The organism is Flavobacterium segetis (assembly GCF_900129575.1).
GTDB classification, from domain to species: domain Bacteria; phylum Bacteroidota; class Bacteroidia; order Flavobacteriales; family Flavobacteriaceae; genus Flavobacterium; species Flavobacterium segetis.
Genome location: NZ_FQWE01000007.1, coordinates 110,080 through 133,890 on the forward strand (window position 1 = coordinate 110,080; position 23,811 = coordinate 133,890).

Consider the following 23,811-nt stretch of genomic DNA (forward strand, 5'->3'; position numbering starts at 1 on the left):
AATCTATAAATATTTTTTAAGTTCCAATAAATGATTTATTTGTTTAATGTGCGGTTCCACTTCTACACTTGTTTCATTAAAAAAGAAAGCCTCTAATCCTGCATCGAGTGCCCCTTGTACGTCAGCATCTAAACTATCTCCAATCATAATACTGCTTACTTTATTAGCTTTAGCCAAATCTATAGCAAAATCAAATATGATCGGATTTGGCTTTTTTACACCTGCCATCTCAGAATTAGTGATAGTTTTAAAATATGCGCCTATTTCGGAATTGTTAATTTTCTTACGTTGTACATCCGCAAATCCGTTTGTTATAATATGCAAATTATAATTTGGTTTCAAATATTCTAACAATTCAATCGTACCTTCAAATAGATGATTGTTTTCTGGTAAAAGGTGAATATACTCATTAGCAATTTGCTCTATTTCATGATCAGAAATAGGATAATTGATTGCATCAAATGAATCTTTTAGTCTATTATATCTTAGTTCGTCATGAGTTATCTCGTCATATTGAAATAATTTCCAACAAGCCTGATTAATTGGAACGTATTTTTCGATAAAATCCACTATCTTAATTTCGGGATGTTTTTTATCAAAAATACGTTCGAACGTTAGGCCCGAGTTTTTATCAAAATCCCATAAGGTGTGATCTAAATCAAAAAAAACATCTTTTATATGTGTATACTTCATTTTTATATTTTAAAAAATTCCCTCGTCTACAAAACTGTAATAACTAGTTTCAGTGATTATAACATGATCTAACACTTTTATTTCTAAACTGTCTCCTGCTATTTTTAATTTTCTTGTAATTTGTTTGTCGGCATCGCTTGGAACTAAAGTTCCCGAAGGATGATTATGGCACAAAATTAACCCTGTAGCTCCCATTTCAAGCGCTGTTTTAAAAACTAATCTAACATCTACTAAAGTTCCAGTCATTCCACCCTTGCTTAACTGAGATTTTGAAATTACTTTATTTGAATTATTTAAATAGATAATCCAAAATTCTTCATGCGGCAACTCGCCAATAATAGGTTGCATGATCTCAAAAATAATTTTGCTCGACGTGACTTTTTTTAACTCGACAACATCCTCAGTTCTTCTGCGCCTTCCTAATTCTAACGCTGCAATAATCGAAATTGCTTTGGCTTCTCCTATCCCTTTAAACTGCATAAGTTGCGACAAAGAAACTTTGCCTAATGCATTTAGATTATGATCTACACTGGCTAAAATTCGTTTACTCAAATCAACTGCTGATTCATTTCTACTACCTGATCCTATCAATATCGCAATCAATTCTCCATCACTTAAAATACTTTTGCCTTTTAGCATTAACTTTTCTCGTGGTTTATCCTCTTCAGACCAATTGGTAATAGGGAAAAAGGAATTTTCAGCCATAACATTGATTTTAAACTAATTTATGAAAATAATTTTAGTTTACAATTAAATTCTTCACCTCGTCAAAATTTAAACCTCCATAATTACCAGAACTCATTAATAACAAAGCTGAATTCTCAAAGTTTTGTTCAAATAAAAAATCTTTAAATTCTTTAGGGTTCGTATAAATTATTAGGTCTTTACGATTAAAAGCAGTAGCAATCTGGTTAAAAGTCACTTCTTCTAATTGTTTAATTTTTACAGCATCTGGCGAATAAAACACAACTGCTTTATCTGCATATTGCAATGCACCTTCATATTCCTTTAAAAATTCAGCATTGAGACTACTATAGGTATGAAGTTCTAAACAAGCAATTAAAGTACGATTAGGATATTGTTCTTTTACAGCCTTAGTAGTCGCCGCTACTTTACTTGGCGAGTGCGCAAAATCTTTATAAGCGACTTTATTATTGCCTTCAGCTATTTTTTCTAAACGTTTTGATGCTCCTTTAAAACTGGAAATTGCTTCATAAAAATCAGCTTCATCAACACCCATGTTTTGACAAATCCATTTGGCTCCAGCCAAATTATTTAAGTTATGTGCTCCAAACACTTCAATTGGCATATCGCCCTCAGGTGTTGCAAGTAATGTAATTCCATCCTGCACTGAATATTGTGGAGTGTGATAAGCCATCTTTCGAATAGGATTTGTCGCCGCTTCAGCAACACGTTTTACCTCAGGATCCTCTTCATTGTAAACTAAAATACCACCATTTGTAATTTTGCCAATAAAAATTTCAAATTGCTCTAAATAATTTTCATACGTTGGGAATACATTAATATGATCCCAAGCGATACCAGAGATTAATGCAATATTAGGTTGGTATAAATGAAATTTAGGTCTCCTATCAATTGGAGAAGACAAATATTCATCTCCTTCTAAAACTATAAAATCATTTTCTTCAGTGAGGTGAACCATAGTATCAAAACCTTCGAGTTGAGCGCCTACCATATAATCTACAGTAATATCGTGATATTGCATCACGTGTAAAATCATCGATGTTATCGTAGTTTTTCCGTGAGAACCACCTATTACAACACGAGTTTTATTTTTAGATTGTTCATATAAATATTCAGGATAAGAATAAATTTTAAGTCCTAATTCCTGCGCTTTTATCAATTCAGGATTATCCGCTTTGGCATGCATTCCTAGGATAATTGCTTCAATATTCTTTGTTATTTTTTCAGGAAACCATCCTAGTTCTTCTGGTAGAATTCCCTTATTAGATAACCTTGTTTTCGAAGGTTCAAAAATTGCATCGTCACTACCTGTAACTTGATAACCTTTATTGTGTAATGCTAAAGCGAGATTGTGCATTGCACTACCGCCTATTGCTATAAAATGTAGCCGTAGCTCCTCAAACCCAGATGAGGGAACAACTCCATTAATGTTGATATTACTATTCATAATTTAATTTATGATTATTGGGATTTAGTGATCTTTTTAGTCTAATGTTTCTTTTAAAAAATTATGAAGATTTTAATTGCTTTGCCTTCTCCGCATTTTTCATCTTGTAAACATATAGGTTATATAATTTCTGATAAGCTGTTTTTGACTTTGTAAGTGCGAATGCTTTTTTATATTGCTTTTCAGCACTATCGTATCTCTTAAAGTATTCATCTATATGTCCTCTTGACAAAAAACCGTCCACTGGAGATAATTGGGCGAGCTCATTAGAATATTTAATGGCTTTAGATTCACTGCCACCTATAATTCCGGGAAGTTGTAGATACAATTCAATCAAAGCCCATCGCGCTTCAATATGTTTTGGATTTAAAGTCACTGCTTTTAAGAAAGACTCTTTGACTTCATCAATCATGCCTAGCGCTTTAAATTTATTAGATTCTTTGGCTTTCATTCCTAGTGCACCTCCATATTTATAAAAATAATCAGCTTCAGAAGGCTTGATATCTTTCAGCCTTTTGTAATACATAATTGCTTTGTCCCAAGATTTATCTTTTCCAGCAATATCTCCTAAATACTCAATTGTTTTTAAATCAGAAGGATTGGCTTTTAACAAAGTCTCAAAAGAAGTTTTTGCTTGCTCATATTTTCCTAATTCAAATAATTTTTCTGCATTTTCAAAATTAGTTTGAGACCAGATTACCATTGGAAGAAATATTAAAAAATAAAATAATTTTTTCATGTTTCAAAAATAACGAAATTAATTAGTGAATTCTAATTTCGTTTTAAAAGCTTTAACTAAAAAAAGCCCCTTATCTTGCTTTAATTTCAAGATAAGAGGCTTTTAATTGTTAATAGAGAAGTTTATCTCATAATTGTCATTTCATCAATAATGTTTTTAGCACCAGCATATTTGTCAATTATCCAAAGTACATAACGAATATCTATATTAATGGTTCTTTGTAGTTTCTTATCAAAGATCACATCTCCAGCCATCGCTTCAATATTTCCGTCAAATGCTATTCCCGTAAGTTCTCCTTTTCCATTTAGTACTGGCGAACCTGAATTTCCTCCAGTAATATCATTATCAGTTAAGAAATTTACTGGCATATAACCATCCTTATCTGCATAATCTCCAAAATCTTTCGCTTTATTAAGTTCTAATAAACGAGCTGGTAAATCAAATTCAGCATCTCCTGCTTTATACTTTTTAACCATACCTGTCATTGTGGTATAATTATTTACAGTGGCATCATTTCGTTTATCTGCTGGCAAAGCACGTACTTTTCCATAAGTTAATCGCAATGTTGAATTAGCATCAGGATATTGAATAGAATTCATTTTAGATTCGCGTAATCCTGCAACAAGATTGCGAAATGCAATTGCAAAATCGTCATCTGCTTTGGTTTGTTCTGGAGTTCTAGCTCTCATTTTGGTCATTAATTCATTTGAAATAACGTATAAAGGATCGCTTGTGATACTTTCTGGTTTTGGCTCTTTCATAAATGCCAAAACACTCTGTTTAGTAGCAAAAATACTTTTGGTGACAGCCATGTCTACATAAGAAGTGAAATTACCTTTATTTTCCTCTTTTATTTTAGCAACAGCTTCAGGTAGTCCATACCCATTTCCTTTTGAAGTGTATAAATTTAATTGAGCTGCAAAAACATCTTTTTCTAAGGGCGCATAAAATTTTCCATAAACATTATCAATTAATTGATTCAATCTAGGAAGCATTTCTTGTCTTTTTTCTTCATTTTCTTTATAAAATGAAATTAGCGCATTTCCTAAATTAGCTGGAGCAGCGCCGTAAGAGGCTGTTCTCATTAATTGAGATAAATAATTATCATGGCGCATTTTCAAATTTGTTTGAGCGTAATAATCGTTTATGGTAGTAATTACAGAACCATATTTAGCTTTATTTTCTTTCTTGTTTGCCCAAACATTGAATTTAGCTTCTTCTTTTGCTTTAGTTTTCGCCGTTCCCGCTTTTGTCAAAGCATCAATCATTCCTTGACGGTTTTTCCAGTAATTAGCTGTTGAAGCATACTTTGAAGCATATTCTAACTTTACTGTTTCATCTTTATTCATGAACTTCTTCATGACATCCATACCCGTTTTTGCACCTTCAACCCAAGCAGGATAAGCATACTGAACATTTTGCTCAATTCCACCTGCAGGCATCCATCGATTGGTACGACCTGGATAACCTAAAATCATTGCAAAATCATTTTCTTCAACACCTTTTAAACTTATTGGTAAATAATGTTTTGGTTTTAAAGGCACGTTACTTGTAGCATATTCTGCTGGATTTCCATTAGCATCAGCATAAACTCTAAACATAGAGAAATCAGCTGTGTGTCTTGGCCACTCCCAGTTATCAGTATCACCACCAAATTTCCCCAAGCTCTCTGGAGGTGTTCCTACTAAACGTACATCTCTATAGTCTTGATAAACAAAATAGTAATATTCATTACCTTGAAAGAAAGGTCGAACAGAAACGGTATATTTCCCACCTTCGCTATTTTCTTTTTCAATCAACGACATTTCTTGCTGAATCGCTTTATTGCGTTCTGTTTCGGTCATTTTATCATTTACTTTTGATAAAATTCTTTTAGAAACATCGTCCATACGAACGAAAAAACGAACGAATAATGATCTTGGTTTCATCTCAGCGGCTTTATCTTTTGCCCAAAAACCATTTTTAAGATAATTTTGCTCCTCTGACGAAAGTTCAGCAATTGCATCATAACCACAATGATGATTAGTGAGTAGCAATCCTTCCTTAGAAACCATTTCAGCAGTACAACCTCCATTGAACTGGACAACAGCATCTTTTAAACTATGGTTGTTGATACTATAAATCTCTTCAGCTGTAAGTTGCAGACCCATTTTCTCCATATCTCTATGGTTTAATCTTTCAATAAACATCAAGAACCACATTCCCTCATCTGCTTTAGCTGGAAAAGCTATTAGGCACATGGTTAAGAATAAAATTATTTTTTTCATAATGAAATTATTTTTTAGTTGTGCGAATATAAATCATTTTCGGAATTTCAACATCTTTTTGATACCTAAACAGCAGTGAAACTCTTTTTTTTAATATAAAATTATGAATTTAATAAATATGCATAAAAAAGGCGCTCCATTTCTACAGCACCTTTGAGTTAAATTTTTAGATATTACTCATTCAACATTTTCCACAACTTGTCTTTCAATTCTGTTAATCCTTGCTGTGCAATAGAGGATATAAACATGTAGGGAACACCCTTAAATGACACATCTAATTCGGCTTTGAGTTCTGCTTTCAATTCATCATCAAGCATATCACATTTAGAAATTACAACCATACGCTCTTTATCTAGCATTTCAGGATTGTATTTAGTGAGCTCATTTACTAAAATATCGTACTCTCCTTTAATATCTGGTGTATCAACAGGAACTAAAAATAGTAAAGTAGAATTGCGCTCAATGTGACGAAGGAAATAATGACCTAATCCTTTGCCTTCAGCAGCGCCTTCGATAATACCTGGAATGTCAGCAATTACAAAAGATTGAAAATCTCTATAGGCTACAATGCCAAGATTTGGTTTTAACGTGGTAAAAGGATAGTCTGCAATTTTTGGTTTAGCAGAGGTCAACACTGACAACAGCGTTGATTTTCCAGCATTAGGAAAACCTACTAAACCAACGTCAGCAAGGACTTTTAATTCTAAAATCACATCCATTTCTGCACCTGGTAAACCGGGTTGAGAATATCTTGGAGTTTGATTTGTAGAACTCCTAAAATGCCAGTTTCCTAAACCACCTTTACCGCCTCGTGAAAGAATTTGTTTCTCTCCTTCTTCGGTAATTTCGAATAGGATTTCACCGGTTTCTTTATCTTTTACAACAGTTCCCAGAGGAACTTCAATATATTTATCATCTCCATCAGCACCTGTGCTTCGGTCGCCACTTCCGTCTCCACCATTTCCAGCTTTAATGTGCCTTGCAAATTTCAGGTGAAATAAGGTCCACAGACCTTTATTTCCAACTAAATAAACGTGACCACCACGACCACCATCTCCTCCATCAGGCCCACCTTTTTCAATAAATTTTTCTCTATGCAAATGCGTAGATCCTTTTCCTCCTTTTCCGGATGAAACATATATCTTAACATAATCTACAAAATTTCCTTCTGTCATAATTCTTGTTTTGGTGATTAGAATTTAATTTATTTAGTTTCAATAAACTTTTCGAAACTTCCTATATCAAAAACCTTCCACTATTATTGTATTGCTTTAACCAATACTTTATCAATCTTCACGCCGTCCATATCGATTACTTCCAACACAAATTTTTGCCACACTAACTTTTCTCCTTGTTTTGGAATACGAGAGAGTTCAGTCATTATTAAACCACTAACCGTGGTTACTTCATAATCATTTATCAATTCATCTAGTTCAAAATACGTTAAGAAATCGTGCAATGAATAATGACCATCAACCAGCCATGTTCCATCTTCACGTTCTACCAATTGAAAATCATCTTTATAAAAATCAGACGCATCTCCAACTAAGGCTTCTAGAATATCATTTAAAGTTATCACTCCCTGAAAAACTCCGTATTCATCAGACACAAAGGCGTAATGAATTCCCGATTTCTTAAAATTTTCAAGTGCCACATAAGCAGTTGTTTGCTCCATCATAAAAGGAGCTTCGGTCATTATATCAGCTAAATTGAAATTATCATTGTCAAAATTAGCAAAAATATTCTTCAAGTTTACAACACCTACAATATCATCATAATTGCCATTATATACAGGATATATCGAATGTAATTCCTCCAGCATAAACTTTTTTACCTCCTCTTTGTTCGCATAAAGAGGTAAAAATATAACCGACTTTCTATGGGTCATTAAAGAATTTATTTTTCGATCTCCAATATGAAAAACGCGCTCTACAATATCTTGTTCGATTTCCTGAACTTCACCGCCTTCTGTTCCTTCCTTAATGATTGCTTTTATTTCCTCTTCAGTAACACGGCCATCAGCGGTGGGTTTTATCCGTAAAATATCCAATAGAAATTCAGTTGATTGAGTTAGCAACCAAATAAAAGGTGCTGTTACTATGGAAACTATTTTCATAGGCATTGCAACTGCTTTAGCAATAGCTTCAGGATGATTTAATCCTATCCTTTTAGGTAATAATTCTCCTAGAACTAGTGAGAAAAAAGTCAATATAACCACTACTAAACCAACAGCAACAGCTGGAGCGTAAGGTTTTAAAATGTCAAAACCTTGTATAAACGTCTGCACATCCGTGGTTATCTTGTCACCACTATAAATACCTGTAAGAATCCCTATTAAAGTAATTCCTATTTGTACGGTTGACAAAAATTTATTAGGCGAGTTTGCCAAATCCAATGCGATTTTCGCACTTTTATTTCCTTTTTTAGCCGCTGTTTCTAATCTATTTTTTCGTGCTGAAATTAAGGCAATTTCGGACATGGAGAAAACCCCATTTAGCAGTATCAGAAAAAATATTATTGCTATTTCCAAGTTGTTATGTTCATTTGTTTAGGTATTCTAGTTCGATTTTTCATTTTTTAAAACCGAATATTCTAATTAATTATTATTTTAGCCCAGATGATAGTGGAAAGCCCAGAACTTATAAAACATCATTTTCTTGACAGAAAAGAGCGACCAGTGGAAGCTCCTTTTATGGCTTAGAAAATAAGTTTTATAAGTGAGGACTTGCAACGAACAGCTGGAAATAGCTGCTATAAATTATCAATAACTGCACTCACTCTATCCGTAATTTCTGCAATGGAACCTATTCCGTTTACTGCGTGAAATTTTCCTTGCGCTTGGTAATAATTCATGAGTGGCGCGGTTTTTTCATTATATTCTTGATAACGATTTCTAATTTTTTCTTCATCTTGATCGTCTATTCTCCCGCTTGTTTTCCCTCTTTCTAATAAACGCTGAATTAAAATTTCATCATCGGCTTCAAGTGCAATAGTCGCAGCAACTTTTGAATTTATAGAGGTTAAAAAATTATCTAACGCCTCTGATTGCGACAATGTTCTAGGATAACCGTCAAACAAAATTCCATTCGTATCTGGATGTTTGTTCACCTCATCAATTAGCATTTTAGTGGTCAATTCATCTGGCACTAAATCTCCTGCATCCATATAAACTCTAGCTTGTTTGCCAAGTTGAGTATCGTTTTTTAGATTAAAACGAAATACATCTCCTGTTGAAATATGTGTTAATTTGTATTTTTCTTTAAGAAACTCGGCTTGTGTACCTTTGCCAGCTCCTGGTTTTCCAAATAAAACAATGTTAGTCATGTTGTTGTGTAGTTATTCTTTTAATTTATGAATTTCTGATAAATTTCGACCTAAACCATCATAATCTAAACCGTACCCCACAATAAACTTATTAGGAATTCGGATTCCGATATAATCAATTTTTATATCTTTTGTATAAGCCTCTGGTTTAAAGAACAGAGTTGCGATTTTAAAATGTTTTACATTTTGTTTTTTAAATAACTCTTTTAATTCCACTAAAGTGTTTCCAGTATCGACAATATCTTCAATAATTATAACGGAACGCCCAGTTAAATCTTGGTTAAGACCTATTAGCTGCTTTACATCATTAGTGGATGATGTTCCTTCATAGGAAGCCATTTTTATAAAAGACACCTCACATGGTTTTTTATACAATTTCATAAAGTCAGAAACGACCATAAAAGCACCATTTAAAACACCTACAAAAACCGGTATTTCATCCGCAAAATCGTCTTCTATTTGGGCAACCATCTTTGTTAAGGCAAACTCAATTTCTTTAGCAGAAATGAATGGAACAAATTGTTTATCGTGAAGTTGTATCATTATTTAATGTTTAAAATAATCGTCAAAGATAGCAATTTCTGAATTTAGAATTTAGATTTAAAAGCATAAGAATAATGTACATTTTAAAATTATATGTTTTTTAGCCTTTTATGAACAGCAACCTGTATCTAAAAATAAATAATAGTAACGCTAATGGTAACAGTAAATAGTCAATTGCTTAGCTAATTTTATCTCTTGAAAACTTATTTCCAGAATTATTTGATCTAGCTCTAAATACAGATAATAAAATCATCATCAAGCGTGCTGCTAGTAGAATTAGTTCTGAATGTAAAGCTCTATCTCATATCATAACAAATGATCTAGATGTTTTTTGTAATAGTCTTTTAAAAATTAAGAATAAAAGTACTTAATGCTCTATTTCTAAAATTTGCCTTTTTTTAAGTAACAATCAAATCTTGACGAATCCACAAGAAGCGGTAGTTGCCGAAAGTTGTCTTGATTGGCTAATTACTGAAAAGATAAAAGTGGCTACGCAAGCGTATTCTATTCGAGTAGTTTATGAAATTAGCAAAAGACACGAATCGCTTTATGCTGACTTACAACGGATGATTATCATAAACATTCGTCATCTTGTAAAGCTGTCGTTAGCGAAGTTTTGAAGAAAATTATGGGCTAAAAATAAAGTTTACGTACATTAAAACTAAACTCACCTTATCGTTAGAAATAGAAGTTATTGAAAAAGCTAAAATTTATGCTAAAGAAAGATTTACACATTTATCTGAAATAGTTGAGCGTTATTATAAAAATTTGACCTCGAAAAGACATTCGGATTATTAAGATATTAATCCAAAAATTAAAAAAAATTTGATTGTTATCGTAAAATTATCACCCGATTTTGATGTGGAAAAAGCAAAAGAAGAATATCACAAAGAAAAATATCGAATATAAAAACCGTTTTTAGTGACATAAATATTTTACTGGATATTTTGAATAACGTATTCCATTTATAGAAAATGTACTAAAAAATCTATATTTTAGATACTGAAAATAAAATTATATCCCTCTTTGAATACTATTACAACTTTACATTATTTACAAAGAAAAATAATTTTAGAGCAAAAAACACGTCTATTAGTAGCTAATATTGTTGGTAATGTTTCAATTATTGCAGTTGACATAAATATAATAAGAGAAAGTCTACGGTCCAATCGTAAGGACTTTGAAGATGCTATTCAAATAATTTCTGCTCTAGCTATTAGTGATATGGATTGTATTGTAACCAGAAATTTAAGAGATTGTAGAAATGCTGCGGTAGAGATATTTATATCTACTGAATTTTTAAATGTCTTAAACTAAAAAACTACAATATGAATTATTTTTCTTTTGATTTTAAACTCGTTATTTTAGGCGGCAGTCAACTCGGCAAAATGATGCGTTTGATATTCGAAAATTCGACACACAAACTTACGTTTTAGATCCAAGTGAAGAAACTTCATATAAAATCGTCTGTTATTAGCGCAATCATTTTATTTAATTCAACCTTACTGTCTTTAATAAAAATAAACGGAAACAATTTACATCTCGAAACTCTGTGTAGAATAGTGTACAAAAAACCAAAATTTAAATTAACAATTATTAATAAGCACTAATGCTTTTTTCTGCTTTAGATTTAAAACGTTTTGTAAAATATTCAACTGATACATTTAAAAATTGTCTCTCCATTTATGTAAATTCTTGCTTCTTATTCAATTCAAACAAAATGAGCCCGATTCATTATCGGGCTCATTAGTATCAAAATTAATTATAAATTTGTCTAACTTTTTGGGGCATATTAAAAAAGATAACCTTTTTTATATCTTCTATTCCAGATACTCTATTACTAATTTACTTTAAATTTTGAGTAATGATGAAGTTCTTTAATATTCTTGATTTTGAAAATTCCTTATTTAGCCCTTCGTGTTTTAATTAGAAATGGAGTAGTCTAATGGAAGTTAAATCCCAAAGATAAACCGAAAGCAACTGGTTTAATATTTGCGTTTTTGTCAGTACTATACAATCCATTAGATTTTCGATCAGTTGATGACGTTGGATTATAGCCAACGTAAGACTCATTTTTGTCTTGATCAAGAATTGATTTCAATCCACTATCTAAAAACATTGCTGCGTACAAATCATTTTTTTTATTTAATTCAAAAGTAAATCCTAACTCAAAAGTACTCATTAAAATACCTTTTGTTTCGTAGTTCCCTGATGCGGAATAATTCGTTTGACTACCAAAACCATATTCAGGTAAATTATCAATAGACAAATTTACATCAGGATAGTACGCGATTCCTTTAACAAAAGATGAACTAGATTCAATCTTGTAATTAGTTGGTAGAAAATATTTAATTCCTGCTCTAAAATTAAAATCGATCCCTTTGTTGATATTCTTCTTATACTGTAAAAAAATTGGGATTTGAATAGCCTGTAATTTTTGATCTTCTTTGTAATTCCCTGTAGTTATATTGTAGATAAATGCAGAGCCAGTAGCATCGACTTCAAAATTTGTCAATGTTGATGATCCCTGGTTTAAAAAAACTTTTTGTTGGTACTGAGAAAACTCTAATCCGGCACCAACTCCAAAATGATCCGTTAAAGACTTGATATAACCTATTTTTACAGCTCCTCCAATCATAGTTGATGACCTCGCTGCTTTTACATCACTTTTAATATTAGCAACTCCTGCTTGCATACCTGCGTAGAACTGCGCGTTCAATCCGTTACAGAATAGAATTACTGCTATTCCTACTATAAATTTAACATTAAATTTCATATTTAATTATATTTTTAGTGTTAGAACATTTCATCCTCATTTTTACTAATGAGGATAAAATATTCTTGATAATTATATTTTTTTTAATTTTTAACTAAAAGATTTTTCGTGAAAATTTTTCCATTTGACAAAGTCATTTTTACGATATAAATACCTTCCACGCTTGGCGCAAGCATTTCAAGTGTGGTTGCACCAACCGCAGTATCAGTTATTAACTTTCCAAGAATGTTATAAACTGTTACGCGTGCGCTTTTCAAATTAGCAGCTCCAACATTAGTAATGATTTGATATACTGAATTACTTTTGACAGGATTAGGTGCAATCTTTAAAAATTCTACTTCCACTGAAGGGGAAAAAGTTAAAGAGCAAGTGGTATAAAAGGAACCATCTAGTTTTGCCCCTATTGCGAAATAGGTACCGTTTAAAGGTCCGCTCTCTTTAAAATACTGAGCCGTTTGTCCTAAAACTAAAACACCATTTTTATACCAGGTATAGGCTTTGAAGCTTTTAGAACTATTATCGAAGAAAATAACGTCATCAAAATGTTTCCTGATCAAATTGGGTTGGCTATTTATAACAGTTACCGTAGCCGTTCCATAGGAAACATTGCCATTTTTATCAGTAACTTTTAAAGTCACGGTATTTACTCCCACGTCAACACAACTAAATAAGGATCTATCCAATTCTATTAGTGCAATTCCGCAAGCATCTGTAGAGCCATCATTTACTGATGCAGCAGCCACCGATATATTTGAAGAGGGGTCTAGTTGCACTGTAATATTTTTAGTAAACACTATAGGAGCAATTTTGTCTTCAACCGTTACAATTGCCGTTTGAGTAGCAACGTTTCCATTTTTATCTGTAACAGTTAATGTAACTGTATTAGCGCCAACATTAGCACAACTAAAAGTTGTTTTATCTAATGTCAAAGTAGTAATTCCGCAAGCATCTGATGAACCATTGTTTATGTTAGCTACCGTTATAGATGCGTTTCCTGAGGCATTTAGTTGAATTGTACTGTTTTTAGTAAGAACTACTGGCGCTACCTTATCTTCAACAGTTACAGTCGCTGTTTTAAAAGAAACGTTTTCGCTATTATCGGTAACTTTTAGAGTAACGGTGTTATCTCCAACATTAGCGCAAGTAAACGCTGTTTTGTCAAGTTCAATTCGGTTGATTCCACAATTATCCGTTGAACCATTATTAATATCTGCTGCGGCAATCGTCACTTTTCCTGTAGCATCTAAACCCACAGTAATATTCTTTACCAATACTGTAGGAAGAGTTATATCATCGATAACAACATTTTGTGTTTGTGAACTTGTATTACCATTGCCATCATCATAAGTCCAAGTTACAATCGTTGTTCCTTGCAATGTGATAGGCAGAACTGCATTGTGTGACACCATAACATTACTAGAGCAGTTATCAGATGCTGTTGGAGCAACTAAACTTACAACACTGCATTCTGCGGTAACATCTGCTAAAATTGTAACATCCGCAACCGGAGCAGTAACATCATTAATAACGACATTTTGAACTTGTGTACTTGTATTTCCGTTTCCGTCATCGTAAGTCCAAGTTACAACCGTTGTACCTTGCAATGTAATAGGCAGAACCGCATTATGCGATATCGATACAGTGCCAGAGCAGTTATCAGTTGCTGTTGGAGCAACTAAGCTTATAACACTACATTCTGCTGTAACATCTGCTAAAATTGTAACATCCGCAACTGGAGCAGTAACATCATTAATAACGACATTTTGAACTTGTGTACTTGTATTTCCGTTTCCGTCATCATAAGTCCAAGTTACAGTCGTTGATCCCTGCGATGTAATAGGCAGAACTGCATTGTGTGACACCAAAACAATGCCAGAGCAGTTATCAGTTGCTGTTGGAGCAACTAAGCTTGTCACACTGCATTCTGAGGTAACATCTGCTAATATCGTAACATCCGCAACTGGAGCAGTAACATCATTGATAACAACCTTTTGAACTTGTGTACTTGTATTTCCGTTTCCGTCATCATAAGTCCAAGTTACAGCAGTCGTTCCGTGTGCCGTAATTGGAAAAACAGCATTATTCGTAACTATTACAGCCGAAGTACAATTATCTGTAGGTATTGGAGCTACTAAACTTACGACACTACATTCTGATAATATTGTAGGTAATTGACTATCACTATAGCGAATCGTTATTGTTCCACTTAACCAATCTGCTCTCCAGCCTCCATAACCATCAAAGTACATTTCTAAAGAATTTGCCCCTCCATAATTATACGCACTAACGGAACCCGAATAACTTAAATTGAAACTTTTAGCGGTATGTAAAAGTTGTCCGCTACCAATATATTGTCTAGCAACATACAATTTGCTGTCCGCTCCAGTACCTCCCCACCCTTGGTCTACCGCAGTATAGTCAATATCTATTCCTACAACTACTGCCCCAACAGGCAATGGATCCACAAAACTCCAAACATATGGTGACCAACCAGATGTTGATCCAGGAGCGGGTGTAAGTGTTACACTTCCAGAAAGCAAAATTGGAGCTGGAGCTGTAATATCATCAATAATAACATTTTGAGTTTGTGTGCTTCTATTACCGTTTCCATCATCGTAAGTCCATTTTACAACTGTAGTTGTTCCTTGTCCTGTAATTGGGAAAACAGCGTCGTTTGTTACTAATATGGTAGCTGTTGAACAGTTATCTGTGGCTGTTGGTGGAACTAAACTTGTTACACTACATTCTGCTTTTATGTCTCCTAATGAAGCTGAATTTGGCACTGGAGCAGATATATCACCAACAACAACATTAAAAATACTAGATGATCTATGACCAAGATTATCTTCAGCCGTTACTGTAACAGGAGTTATTCCCAATGGAAATATCGAACTTGAAGGTATGTCGTATGTTATAATTGGACTTCCATCACAAGCGTCAACCGCAGTTGCCGTATAGACCGCGCTGGCAGGGATACAACTATCCACTATTACATCTGGACTAGTTATCACTGGAGGAAGAACATCAACAAAAGTTTTACTGAAAGAAACTGGATACAAATTAGCACATGCTTCTTCTAAAGTCTGACTAAGTCCATAATTTAATGTTATGGTAATTTGCACTCCACAAACAGCTGGAGCAAAATCGTAATAAACCCAATCGCTATAATTATTTGCGTAACCTGCGCAAGAACTTAATACGGTAAGCGCAGTACCCGTGCCTGGTAAACTAGCAAAAGGCGTGTTATTAGCAACACCTGAAGGAGCAACATCTGCGGTACTTGAAGTAGATCCATACATTGTGGTAATATTCATACCATCGGCAGCACTTAACATACTAAAATTCAAATCCCCATGCCAATGTTCGATGTAAAGTCGAACATACCCATTGCTTAATTCGCGATAAACCACTTGTACTCCGTGAGCATCTATGTCAGGCATTCCCATAAATAGCATTAATACAAGCAATAATTTTTTGAGTAATTTTTCTTTCATAGTGATTTTTTTAAACATTATTTGGTTCCAAAAGTATAGCTTACGATACTAAAAGACTAGCCTCTTACGACATATTAGTAGCCTAATCGGACATTTCCAAATTCTAAAAAACACTTTAATACTACAGTTGCTTTATCTTTGAGGGTAAATTAGCGAACCTCTGATGGCAGCTTACCAAATTTTTTTTTGAATGTTGCGGTAAATTTACTGTGACTATCATAACCTACTTCCTGAGTAATATTCTTGATTTGCATTTCAGTATTTATAATTAACTGCATTGCCAAATTCATTTTTTTGTCAATATTATATTGTAACATAGAAGTTCCGTAAACTAATTTGAAATCCATTTTAAGTTTAGTAGAGGACAAATTAACCGCTTTTGCAACCGCATCAATCCCTAGAAAAGGTATTGTTAAATTAGCGGTTATTAATCGTTCACAGTGTGCAATTTTTTTGTAATCTATTGCATCTTTCACCTCGTAGTTTTGCTTTCGCTCGTCGGCAAAAGCATTTTTAAAAAACGTTGAAACTAAATTTAAGGATTGGGACTTAAGGATGGTTTTACTAAAAACATTATTATTAAAAGACTCAAGGCTTTGCCAAATTTCTGCAGAAAGTTTCTCTGCCTCTGGTACAATATCCTGATAAGTTATAAATCCTTTATTAGAGACTAAAAATTTTTTAAATGGAACCTCACGATCTAATTCTTCAAAAGGAAGATTATTTTTTATCCACTCTTTGCTAAATGAAAAAATATAAAACTTACATTTTGAACCCTTATAGAAATAAGCACCAACTACTGTAGCAGGTTTTTTAAATCCCCAATATTTATTATAGAAAGGAACTTTATCTTCAAAGGTATTTTGTAATTTTATTTGACTTTCAAAAAAAGTAAATGTTAAAGTGTAATAGTCACTAACAAAATCTTCATCATAAATCGTTTTGATCAAAGCATTTTGTTTGAAATCTATATTTGAGGCAGTAATCCAAAAACCAGTCTCGATCTCACGATAGCGCATCACTCCCTTTGTAAATGGATTGTTTCTATAAATAGCTTGTTCAGCCGCAACATGTTTGCTAGTAGGTGTTTTTATAGCACTTTTGATCATCATTTGAGGCGAATTCGCTAAATATGGACACTCAAAGAATCCATCTTTATAAAGCTTAAAATTAGGCTTTAGGTACTGCAACCATTTAGTTAAATTCATCTTGATTTAATTTTTTAAAAACATTACTATGTTAAGGCATCCTCTTTTGATTTTTATATTTATCGCTATTTACAAAAGAATCAAACGCACTTATTCGATCAAGTCCTAATTATTATGCTCAAGTCCCAAACCAGAATCATGTACTTGTACTACAAAATTTAGTAGAAAAATTTTTTTACCAAAAGAACAATTTAGATAAAAAGAGCAACACAATAATTAAATTAAAAATCCTGAAAAATCAACTCCTTTGACAAAAATAATTCCTCACCAACGTTGTTTAAAAAGGTATCTGACATTATATCAATTCTTGCGAACTTATAAGTTTAATACCAAAAAAGAATGATGTTATTAGAACAAAAGTTTGTGTTGAAAAGTCTAGTGCGACAATAGACAAACGAACCAAATTTTATTCTTTCTAACCCAAATAAAAATAAAATGGTACCCAAAAAGTTTAAAGATGGTGCTAATTTTTTCTAAAAAGACAATTTTATTGAAAATAATAAAATAAAATAGCGTTTTCCTATCTAATCATTATGAAGTATCTTTGACCTAAACAACTACAATAACACAATGAATTATTTTTCTTCTAACTTTAAATTAGGCATTTTAGGCGGCGGTCAACTCGGAAAAATGATGTTGTCTGACACCCGAAAATTCGACATACAAACTTATGTTTTAGATCCAAGTGACGAAGCTCCTTGCAAAATTGCTTGCGATAAATTCATCAAAGGAGATTTGATGGACTTTGAAACCGTTTATAATTTTGGGAAATTAGTTGATGTTCTTACTTTCGAAATTGAATTAGTTAACCTAGAAGCTTTACTTAGATTAGAAGATGAGGGCTTAAAAGTTTATCCTTCTCCTAAAACTCTGAAACTAATTCAAAATAAGGGAATTCAAAAAGATTTTTACGCTAGTAATGAAATTCCAACTGCAAATTATCAGCGTTTTACTGATTTAAAAAGTTTAGTCGTAGCTATAATAGAATCTAAAATTAAATTACCCTTTGTGTGGAAATGCACAGAGTTTGGTTACGATGGAAACGGTGTAAAGGTGATTAGAGAAGTTTCGGATTTAGACAATCTAGCAAATGTAGAATGTATTGCGGAGGACATGATTCCTTTTAAAAATGAACTTGCTGTAATTGTATGTCGTTCGCCTTCCGGCGAAATAAAAACATATCCCGTAGTTGAAATGGAGTTTCATCCCGAGGCTAACCAAGTTGAGTACGTGATTTGTCCTGCTAGAATAGACGCTAAAGTTGCTGAAAAAGCAAGAATAATCGCGTTGAATGTTTCTAAAAAATTCAATCATGTTGGTCTTTTAGCTGTTGAAATGTTTCAAACAGATGATGACGAGATCATCGTAAATGAAGTAGCTCCCCGCCCACACAATTCAGGACATTATTCTATTGAAGCGAGTTACACCTCCCAATTTGAAAATCACTTAAGAGCTATTTTGGATTTACCTTTAGGAAATACAGAAAGCAAAGTCGCTGGAATTATGGTAAATTTAGTTGGCGCAGAAGGATTTTCTGGAAATGTTGTTTATGAGAATATTGAAAAGATATTAGCTTGGAACGGCGTTACTCCGCACATTTACGGAAAAAAACAGACAAGACCTTTTAGAAAAATGGGACATGTAACGATTGTAAATAGCAATATTGTAGAGGCAAGAAGAATTGCTGAGAATGTAAAGAACACAATAAGAGTTATAAGTCAACAATAAACAAATATAGAATTTCAAAGATTAAATCTTTGAAATTAGTTCTCAAAAATAAAAACAATGAGCAAAGTAGCCGTAATAATGGGCAGTATCTCAGATATGCCCGTGATGCAAGAAGCAATTGACATATTAAAATCATTTGATATTGCAGTAGAAGTTGATATCGTATCGGCACATAGAACGCCGGAAAAATTATTTGATTTTAGTCAAAACGCACACACAAGAGGAATTTCAGTGGTAATTGCTGGAGCTGGTGGAGCTGCACATTTACCAGGAATGGTCGCATCAATGTCACCACTACCTGTAATAGGTGTTCCCGTAAAATCAAGTAATTCTATTGATGGTTGGGATTCCGTGTTGTCCATTTTACAAATGCCAAGTGGTGTTCCTGTAGCAACTGTAGCATTAAATGGTGCAAAAAACGCCGGTATTTTAGCCGCTCAAATTATTGGAAGTAATGATGAAATAGTCCTAAATCGAATTATCGCTTATAAATTAGAATTGAAAAAAGCCGTAATTAAAGCTTCAGAAAGCTTAAAGAAATAGAAGTATCGACTTATTTTATTATTTAATTTGTATCGAAAAACAGCTAAAGTAAAAAAGGCTTCCAAACTTTGGAAGCCTTTTATGCTTTAAAAACTAAAATTAGATTAAACCTCTTCGACAATTTCCTCTAAAGTACTTTCAAATTCTGAACTAATTAAATCTTCATTGTTGATCCAATTCTCTGAGGTAATTAATGTGTAATTTACATTGTCATCAGTATTCAATTCCCATATTATTCCGTCAGCTTCTGGAAAAGAAATATTTTGAGTCATTTGATCGTCAAATAATCGCTTAATCAAATTTCGATCAGTCAAACCGTTATTTAACAACTTCAACACATTTTCTTTAGTCAAAACTTTCTCAATATCCTCTTTCTCAGGAGTCATTGAAAAATGTACCACCGATGCTTTTGCATTGGGAAACTTTCCGTTGTATGCTTTAAAAAGCAATTGATTGGTGTGAAACAGTCTTCCTTGCATATGAATTTCAGGATATTCTTCACACACTTTATCAATTAGCATATTATGTGAAATTTGCTGAATTTGTCCCTCATTCAATTCCTCAGATAATTTATAAGTAAGCACAATCTCTGCGGCTTCGCTTGGTTCATAATCAGAGATAGCCATTTCTAATAGCTCTGGCAGATTCTTTTTCTCAGCGGTTGCTCCATCAGGATAATTAAATTTATCAAGTAATTGAATCAAATCCTCATCAGACCAATATCCTTCTACTTCGTTAACCGTGTCAATACGCTTTATTATAATTTGGTAATTCATAATTTTATTTTAAAATGATTTTGATTAATTATTATCGAAACTTAATCATTTCTCTAAATTACAAATTATACAGACCGAAAAGAAATAAATAACATAATTATAACACCTTTCCTTAATTCCAATAGCTAGATAATCAAGTGTGTTTTAGCATTCCTTTTTTTATAAATCATTATATTTGCAGTACTTTAAATTTTAATCTAAACTGATAGAAACACATATAAAAGCAATGAACATATTAACAAAATACTTTACTACAAAGCACAATACCGCTCCTTTTACAAAAATAAAAAAGGAAGATTATTTACCGGCCATTCAGCAAGGAATTACTTTGGCTAAAGCTGAAATAAATATCATTATCAATAATAGTGGAAATGCAACTTTTGAAAATACTATTGTTGCAATGGATTATGCAGGCGATATTCTTGACAGAGCTTCCAGCATTTTCTTCAACCTAAATTCTGCTGAAACTAATGACGAAATGCAAAAAATTGCTCAGGAAATTTCTCCATTGTTGTCTGAATTTGGAAATGACATTACTTTAAACCCTGAATTATTTGCAAGAGTAAAAGCGGTTTACGATTCGAGAGAATCCCTCCACCTCACTCCTGAACAAAACACCTTGTTAGACAAAAAATACAAAAGTTTTTCTCGAAATGGAGCAAATCTGCCAGAAGATAAAAAAGATAAACTGCGCGAAATTGATAAAAAATTATCAAAATTAAGTTTACAGTTTGGTGAAAATATTTTGGCTGAGACCAATGCTTTCGAAATGCATTTAACTGATGAGAAAGATTTAGCAGGATTACCAGAAGGAACCATTGAAGCCGCTCGTTCATTGGCGAAGATCCAAAATAAAGACGGCTGGATATTTACATTAGATCATCCTAGTTACGTTCCCTTTATGACTTATGCAGATAATCGAGAATTGCGTAAAAAACTAGCAATTGCTTTTGGCGCACGAGGATTTCAAAACAACGAATTTGACAATCAAGCGATCGTATTGAAAATCGCTAAACTGCGTTTTGAAAGAGCTCAATTATTAGGATACGCTACTCACGCTCATTTTGTTTTAGAAGAAAGAATGGCGCAAAGTCCTGAAAAAGTACTTTCGTTTTCAAATGACTTATTATCGAAAGCTAAACCCGCAGCACTAAAAGAATTTCAACAATTATCGGCTTTCGCCAAAGAATTAGACGGAATCGAACTTTTAGAAAAATGGGACGGTGGTTATTATTCTGAAAAATTAAAACAAAAACTTTTTAATTTAGACGATGAAAAGTTAAAACCTTATTTTCAGTTGGAAAAGGTTTTAAACGGCGCCTTTACAATTGCAGATAAATTGTACGGATTAACATTTACAGAAGTATTTGACATTGATAAATACCATCCTGAAGTACTAACTTATGAAGTAACCGATGAAAATAAAGATTTAGTAGCTATATTTTACGCTGATTTTTTTCCTCGAAAAGGCAAACGCAATGGTGCCTGGATGACTTCATTCAAATCACAATATATCAAAGACGGTGTGAATGAAAGACCTCATATTTCGAACGTTTGTAATTTCACCAAACCCACCGAAACAAAACCATCTCTACTAACTTTCAACGAAGTAACTACTTTATTTCATGAGTTTGGTCATGGATTACACGGCATGTTAGCTAACACGACATATCCAAGTTTATCAGGAACTTCGGTTTACTGGGACTTTGTAGAACTGCCAAGCCAAGTGATGGAAAACTGGTGTTACGAGCCCGCAGCTCTGGCTTTATTTGCAACACATTATGAAACTGGCGAGGTGATTCCACAAGAATATATATCTAAAATTAAAGAAAGTGCAAGTTTCCAAGAAGGATTAGCAACGATGCGTCAGTTGAGTTTTGGATTGCTGGATATGGGTTGGCACGGCCAAGATCCGTCAAATATTACAGATCTTAAAACTTTCGAAACTGAGCAATTTTCGGCCACACAATTATATCCTGAAGTGGCAGAGAACGCTATGAGCACAGCATTTTCACACATATTTCAAGGTGGTTATTCTTCTGGTTATTATAGTTATAAATGGGCAGAAGTTCTAGATGCTGATGCTTTTGAATATTTCCAAGAAAAAGGAATTTTCAATAAAGAAGTAGCCACTAAATTTAAAGAAAACGTACTTTCTAAAGGCGGAACTGAGCCGCCAATGGAATTATACAAACGTTTTAGAGGTCAAGAACCAAAACCGGATGCTTTATTAAAAAGAGCGGGATTGATTTAACGAATTTAGACAAACAATTTCAAATGTAAATGAAGTATTTCCCCTTCGGTTACAACTGAAATTAGACAAATAAATAAAATATTTAAACTAAAAAAGATGAGTTTTTTAAAAGCCGAATGGAATAACCTGGTAATGATCAATTACGAAGTTAATCCAGAAATTCTACAAAAATATGTCCCAAAAGGAACCGAACTTGATTTTTGGAATGGCAAATGTTACGTCAGTTTCATTGGATTTCTTTTTGAAAAAGTACGTGTTTTAGGACTTAAAATCCCTTTTCATTCTGATTTTGAAGAAGTGAATTTGCGTTTTTATGTTAGGCGTTTTGAAAACGGAATCTGGAAAAGAGGTGCCGTTTTTATTAGCGAAATTGTTCCTAAATATGCTATTTCATTTGTAGCCAATACTTTTTATAATGAGCATTATAGCACCCTGCCTATGAAACACACTTTAAATGTAAATGATAACTCGAGAGAATTTATTTATCAGTGGAAAGTCAATAATAATTGGAATACAATTCAGGTAGAAACTGAAAAGAATCCTATTGAAATTGAAGTTAATTCAGAGGCTGAGTTTATAACGGAGCATTATTTTGGTTACACCAAAATTAATGAAAATGAAACTTTTGAATACCAAGTCACTCATCCCAGATGGAAACAGTACTCCGTTATAAAAAACACTTCTATAATTGATATAGAAGGAGTTTATGGTAAAGAATTTGCTTTTATTCAGGATTTACAACCAACATCAGTTTTTGTGGCTGTTGGCTCTGCGATAACTATTGAAGATAAGAGAAAAATATAATTTTGATGACCCTAATCGAAATTAATACAAAAATAAAAGCTCCGCTACAAACTGTTTTTGACATCTCTCGTGACATTGACGTTCATCAAAAATCAGCAAGTCCAACAAATGAAATTGCTATTGCTGGCGTAACTTCTGGGTTAATTCAGTATAATGAAACTGTGACTTGGAGAGGCAAACATTTTGGTATATACCTCACTCACAAGAGCAGAATAACAGCAATGAGCTTGTACGATTATTTTGTAGATGAAATGGAAGAGGGAAAATTTAAATCGTTTAAGCATGAACATTTTTTTTCTCATGAAAACGGTGTAACGGTAATGAAGGATAAAATACTTTATGAAACTCCCTTTGGATTTTTTGGAAAGCTATTTGATGTTTTACTTTTAAAAAGGCACATGACTAACTTCGTTTTAGCGAGGAATAAAGTTTTAAAGGGGTTAGCTGAAAAAAAAAATGATGCTTGAAGATTTTCATAAACATCTTAATTACTATAAACACTTATTCTAT

At 33.0% G+C, this 23,811-nt stretch carries 21 protein-coding genes and 1 pseudogene; 9 read left to right on the forward strand and 13 right to left on the reverse strand.

Annotated features, from left to right (window positions below):
• Positions 1-3 precede the first annotated feature (3 nt).
• The 9 genes from BUA99_RS11435 to hpt form a co-directional block, all read right to left on the reverse strand.
• Positions 4-693 (reverse strand): YjjG family noncanonical pyrimidine nucleotidase, encoded by a 690-nt coding sequence (locus tag BUA99_RS11435; protein ID WP_072992333.1) that lies wholly within the window; start codon positions 691-693, stop codon positions 4-6.
• A gap of 9 nt (positions 694-702) precedes the next feature.
• Positions 703-1,398: a RadC family protein gene (gene radC, locus BUA99_RS11440; protein WP_072992336.1), complete on the reverse strand. Its 696-nt coding sequence runs from the start codon at positions 1,396-1,398 to the stop codon at positions 703-705.
• Between the two features lie 34 nt (positions 1,399-1,432).
• Entirely contained in the window at positions 1,433-2,845 is a 1,413-nt protein-coding gene (locus BUA99_RS11445) for a UDP-N-acetylmuramate--L-alanine ligase (protein ID WP_072992339.1), read from the reverse strand.
• A gap of 61 nt (positions 2,846-2,906) precedes the next feature.
• Positions 2,907-3,584 carry a tetratricopeptide repeat protein gene (locus BUA99_RS11450; RefSeq protein WP_072992341.1) on the reverse strand — a complete coding sequence of 226 codons (678 nt, stop codon included), beginning with the start codon at positions 3,582-3,584 and terminating at the stop codon, positions 2,907-2,909.
• A 122-nt stretch (positions 3,585-3,706) separates the two neighbouring features.
• Complete coding sequence (locus BUA99_RS11455) at positions 3,707-5,851, reverse strand: S46 family peptidase (RefSeq protein WP_072992343.1); 2,145 nt, start codon at positions 5,849-5,851, stop codon at positions 3,707-3,709.
• A gap of 173 nt (positions 5,852-6,024) precedes the next feature.
• The gene (gene obgE / locus BUA99_RS11460; RefSeq protein ID WP_072992346.1) at positions 6,025-7,026 is read right to left on the reverse strand and encodes a GTPase ObgE; all 1,002 of its coding nucleotides are present in this window, start codon (positions 7,024-7,026) and stop codon (positions 6,025-6,027) included.
• 83 nt (positions 7,027-7,109) lie between these two features.
• Entirely contained in the window at positions 7,110-8,330 is a 1,221-nt protein-coding gene (locus BUA99_RS11465; RefSeq protein WP_234972964.1) for a hemolysin family protein, read from the reverse strand.
• Positions 8,331-8,602: 272 nt separating this feature from the next.
• Positions 8,603-9,175, reverse strand: a complete 573-nt coding sequence (locus tag BUA99_RS15395; RefSeq protein ID WP_084673538.1) for an adenylate kinase — start codon at positions 9,173-9,175, stop codon at positions 8,603-8,605.
• A gap of 12 nt (positions 9,176-9,187) precedes the next feature.
• A complete protein-coding gene (hpt, locus tag BUA99_RS15400) occupies positions 9,188-9,718 on the reverse strand; it encodes a hypoxanthine phosphoribosyltransferase (protein WP_084673539.1) in 531 nt (176 codons plus the stop codon).
• Between the two features lie 416 nt (positions 9,719-10,134).
• On the opposite strand from hpt, the gene BUA99_RS11475 reads away from it, so the two are divergent.
• The 4 genes and pseudogenes from BUA99_RS11475 to BUA99_RS15405 form a co-directional block, all read left to right on the forward strand.
• Positions 10,135-10,338 carry a hypothetical protein gene (locus tag BUA99_RS11475; RefSeq protein ID WP_072992350.1) on the forward strand — a complete coding sequence of 68 codons (204 nt, stop codon included), beginning with the start codon at positions 10,135-10,137 and terminating at the stop codon, positions 10,336-10,338.
• Between the two features lie 34 nt (positions 10,339-10,372).
• Positions 10,373-10,516, forward strand: a complete 144-nt coding sequence (locus BUA99_RS15585) for a DUF6364 family protein (RefSeq protein WP_394333254.1) — start codon at positions 10,373-10,375, stop codon at positions 10,514-10,516.
• A 228-nt stretch (positions 10,517-10,744) separates the two neighbouring features.
• On the forward strand, positions 10,745-11,035 hold the full coding sequence (locus tag BUA99_RS11485; RefSeq protein WP_072992353.1) for a hypothetical protein: 291 nt from the start codon (positions 10,745-10,747) through the stop codon (positions 11,033-11,035).
• Positions 11,036-11,046: 11 nt separating this feature from the next.
• Positions 11,047-11,189, forward strand: a pseudogene (locus BUA99_RS15405) (5-(carboxyamino)imidazole ribonucleotide synthase); the annotation flags it as partial.
• A 471-nt stretch (positions 11,190-11,660) separates the two neighbouring features.
• On the opposite strand, the gene BUA99_RS11490 reads toward BUA99_RS15405, so the two are convergent.
• The 3 genes from BUA99_RS11490 to BUA99_RS11500 all read right to left on the reverse strand — a co-directional run bounded on the left by BUA99_RS11490 (position 11,661) and on the right by BUA99_RS11500 (position 17,196).
• On the reverse strand, positions 11,661-12,494 hold the full coding sequence (locus tag BUA99_RS11490; RefSeq protein ID WP_072992356.1) for a hypothetical protein: 834 nt from the start codon (positions 12,492-12,494) through the stop codon (positions 11,661-11,663).
• Between the two features lie 83 nt (positions 12,495-12,577).
• Positions 12,578-15,988: a T9SS type A sorting domain-containing protein gene (locus BUA99_RS11495; RefSeq protein ID WP_159430950.1), complete on the reverse strand. Its 3,411-nt coding sequence runs from the start codon at positions 15,986-15,988 to the stop codon at positions 12,578-12,580.
• A gap of 149 nt (positions 15,989-16,137) precedes the next feature.
• Positions 16,138-17,196 (reverse strand): helix-turn-helix domain-containing protein, encoded by a 1,059-nt coding sequence (locus BUA99_RS11500; RefSeq protein ID WP_072992360.1) that lies wholly within the window; start codon positions 17,194-17,196, stop codon positions 16,138-16,140.
• 570 nt (positions 17,197-17,766) lie between these two features.
• Between BUA99_RS11500 and BUA99_RS11505 the strand changes: the two genes are divergently transcribed.
• A complete protein-coding gene (locus BUA99_RS11505; protein WP_072992362.1) occupies positions 17,767-18,924 on the forward strand; it encodes a 5-(carboxyamino)imidazole ribonucleotide synthase in 1,158 nt (385 codons plus the stop codon).
• A gap of 57 nt (positions 18,925-18,981) precedes the next feature.
• A complete protein-coding gene (gene purE / locus BUA99_RS11510; protein WP_072992363.1) occupies positions 18,982-19,467 on the forward strand; it encodes a 5-(carboxyamino)imidazole ribonucleotide mutase in 486 nt (161 codons plus the stop codon).
• Between the two features lie 104 nt (positions 19,468-19,571).
• On the opposite strand, the gene BUA99_RS11515 is transcribed toward purE, so the two are convergent.
• Positions 19,572-20,243: a hypothetical protein gene (locus tag BUA99_RS11515; protein WP_072992366.1), complete on the reverse strand. Its 672-nt coding sequence runs from the start codon at positions 20,241-20,243 to the stop codon at positions 19,572-19,574.
• 226 nt (positions 20,244-20,469) lie between these two features.
• Between BUA99_RS11515 and BUA99_RS11520 the strand changes: the two genes are divergently transcribed.
• From BUA99_RS11520 to BUA99_RS11530, 3 genes are all read left to right on the forward strand, one after another.
• A complete protein-coding gene (locus BUA99_RS11520; protein ID WP_072992367.1) occupies positions 20,470-22,497 on the forward strand; it encodes a M3 family metallopeptidase in 2,028 nt (675 codons plus the stop codon).
• A 96-nt stretch (positions 22,498-22,593) separates the two neighbouring features.
• Positions 22,594-23,301: a YqjF family protein gene (locus BUA99_RS11525; protein ID WP_072992369.1), complete on the forward strand. Its 708-nt coding sequence runs from the start codon at positions 22,594-22,596 to the stop codon at positions 23,299-23,301.
• Between the two features lie 5 nt (positions 23,302-23,306).
• Complete coding sequence (locus BUA99_RS11530) at positions 23,307-23,768, forward strand: SRPBCC family protein (protein WP_072992370.1); 462 nt, start codon at positions 23,307-23,309, stop codon at positions 23,766-23,768.
• The last annotated feature ends 43 nt before the right edge of the window (positions 23,769-23,811 follow it).

Excerpts from the sequence above, each read along its gene's own strand:
- BUA99_RS11435 (WP_072992333.1), bottom strand. The coding sequence starts at position 693 with ATGAAGTATACACATATAAAAGATGTTTTTTTTGATTTAGATCACACC.
- radC (WP_072992336.1), bottom strand. The coding sequence starts at position 1,398 with ATGGCTGAAAATTCCTTTTTCCCTATTACCAATTGGTCTGAAGAGGAT.
- BUA99_RS11445 (WP_072992339.1), bottom strand. The coding sequence starts at position 2,845 with ATGAATAGTAATATCAACATTAATGGAGTTGTTCCCTCATCTGGGTTT.
- BUA99_RS11450 (WP_072992341.1), bottom strand. The coding sequence starts at position 3,584 with ATGAAAAAATTATTTTATTTTTTAATATTTCTTCCAATGGTAATCTGG.
- BUA99_RS11455 (WP_072992343.1), bottom strand. The coding sequence starts at position 5,851 with ATGAAAAAAATAATTTTATTCTTAACCATGTGCCTAATAGCTTTTCCA.
- obgE (WP_072992346.1), bottom strand. The coding sequence starts at position 7,026 with ATGACAGAAGGAAATTTTGTAGATTATGTTAAGATATATGTTTCATCC.
- BUA99_RS11465 (WP_234972964.1), bottom strand. The coding sequence starts at position 8,330 with ATGTCCGAAATTGCCTTAATTTCAGCACGAAAAAATAGATTAGAAACA.
- BUA99_RS15395 (WP_084673538.1), bottom strand. The coding sequence starts at position 9,175 with ATGACTAACATTGTTTTATTTGGAAAACCAGGAGCTGGCAAAGGTACA.
- hpt (WP_084673539.1), bottom strand. The coding sequence starts at position 9,718 with ATGATACAACTTCACGATAAACAATTTGTTCCATTCATTTCTGCTAAA.
- BUA99_RS11490 (WP_072992356.1), bottom strand. The coding sequence starts at position 12,494 with ATGAAATTTAATGTTAAATTTATAGTAGGAATAGCAGTAATTCTATTC.
- BUA99_RS11495 (WP_159430950.1), bottom strand. The coding sequence starts at position 15,988 with ATGAAAGAAAAATTACTCAAAAAATTATTGCTTGTATTAATGCTATTT.
- BUA99_RS11500 (WP_072992360.1), bottom strand. The coding sequence starts at position 17,196 with ATGAATTTAACTAAATGGTTGCAGTACCTAAAGCCTAATTTTAAGCTT.
- BUA99_RS11505 (WP_072992362.1), top strand. The coding sequence starts at position 17,767 with ATGAATTATTTTTCTTCTAACTTTAAATTAGGCATTTTAGGCGGCGGT.
- purE (WP_072992363.1), top strand. The coding sequence starts at position 18,982 with ATGAGCAAAGTAGCCGTAATAATGGGCAGTATCTCAGATATGCCCGTG.
- BUA99_RS11515 (WP_072992366.1), bottom strand. The coding sequence starts at position 20,243 with ATGAATTACCAAATTATAATAAAGCGTATTGACACGGTTAACGAAGTA.
- BUA99_RS11520 (WP_072992367.1), top strand. The coding sequence starts at position 20,470 with ATGAACATATTAACAAAATACTTTACTACAAAGCACAATACCGCTCCT.
- BUA99_RS11525 (WP_072992369.1), top strand. The coding sequence starts at position 22,594 with ATGAGTTTTTTAAAAGCCGAATGGAATAACCTGGTAATGATCAATTAC.
- BUA99_RS11530 (WP_072992370.1), top strand. The coding sequence starts at position 23,307 with ATGACCCTAATCGAAATTAATACAAAAATAAAAGCTCCGCTACAAACT.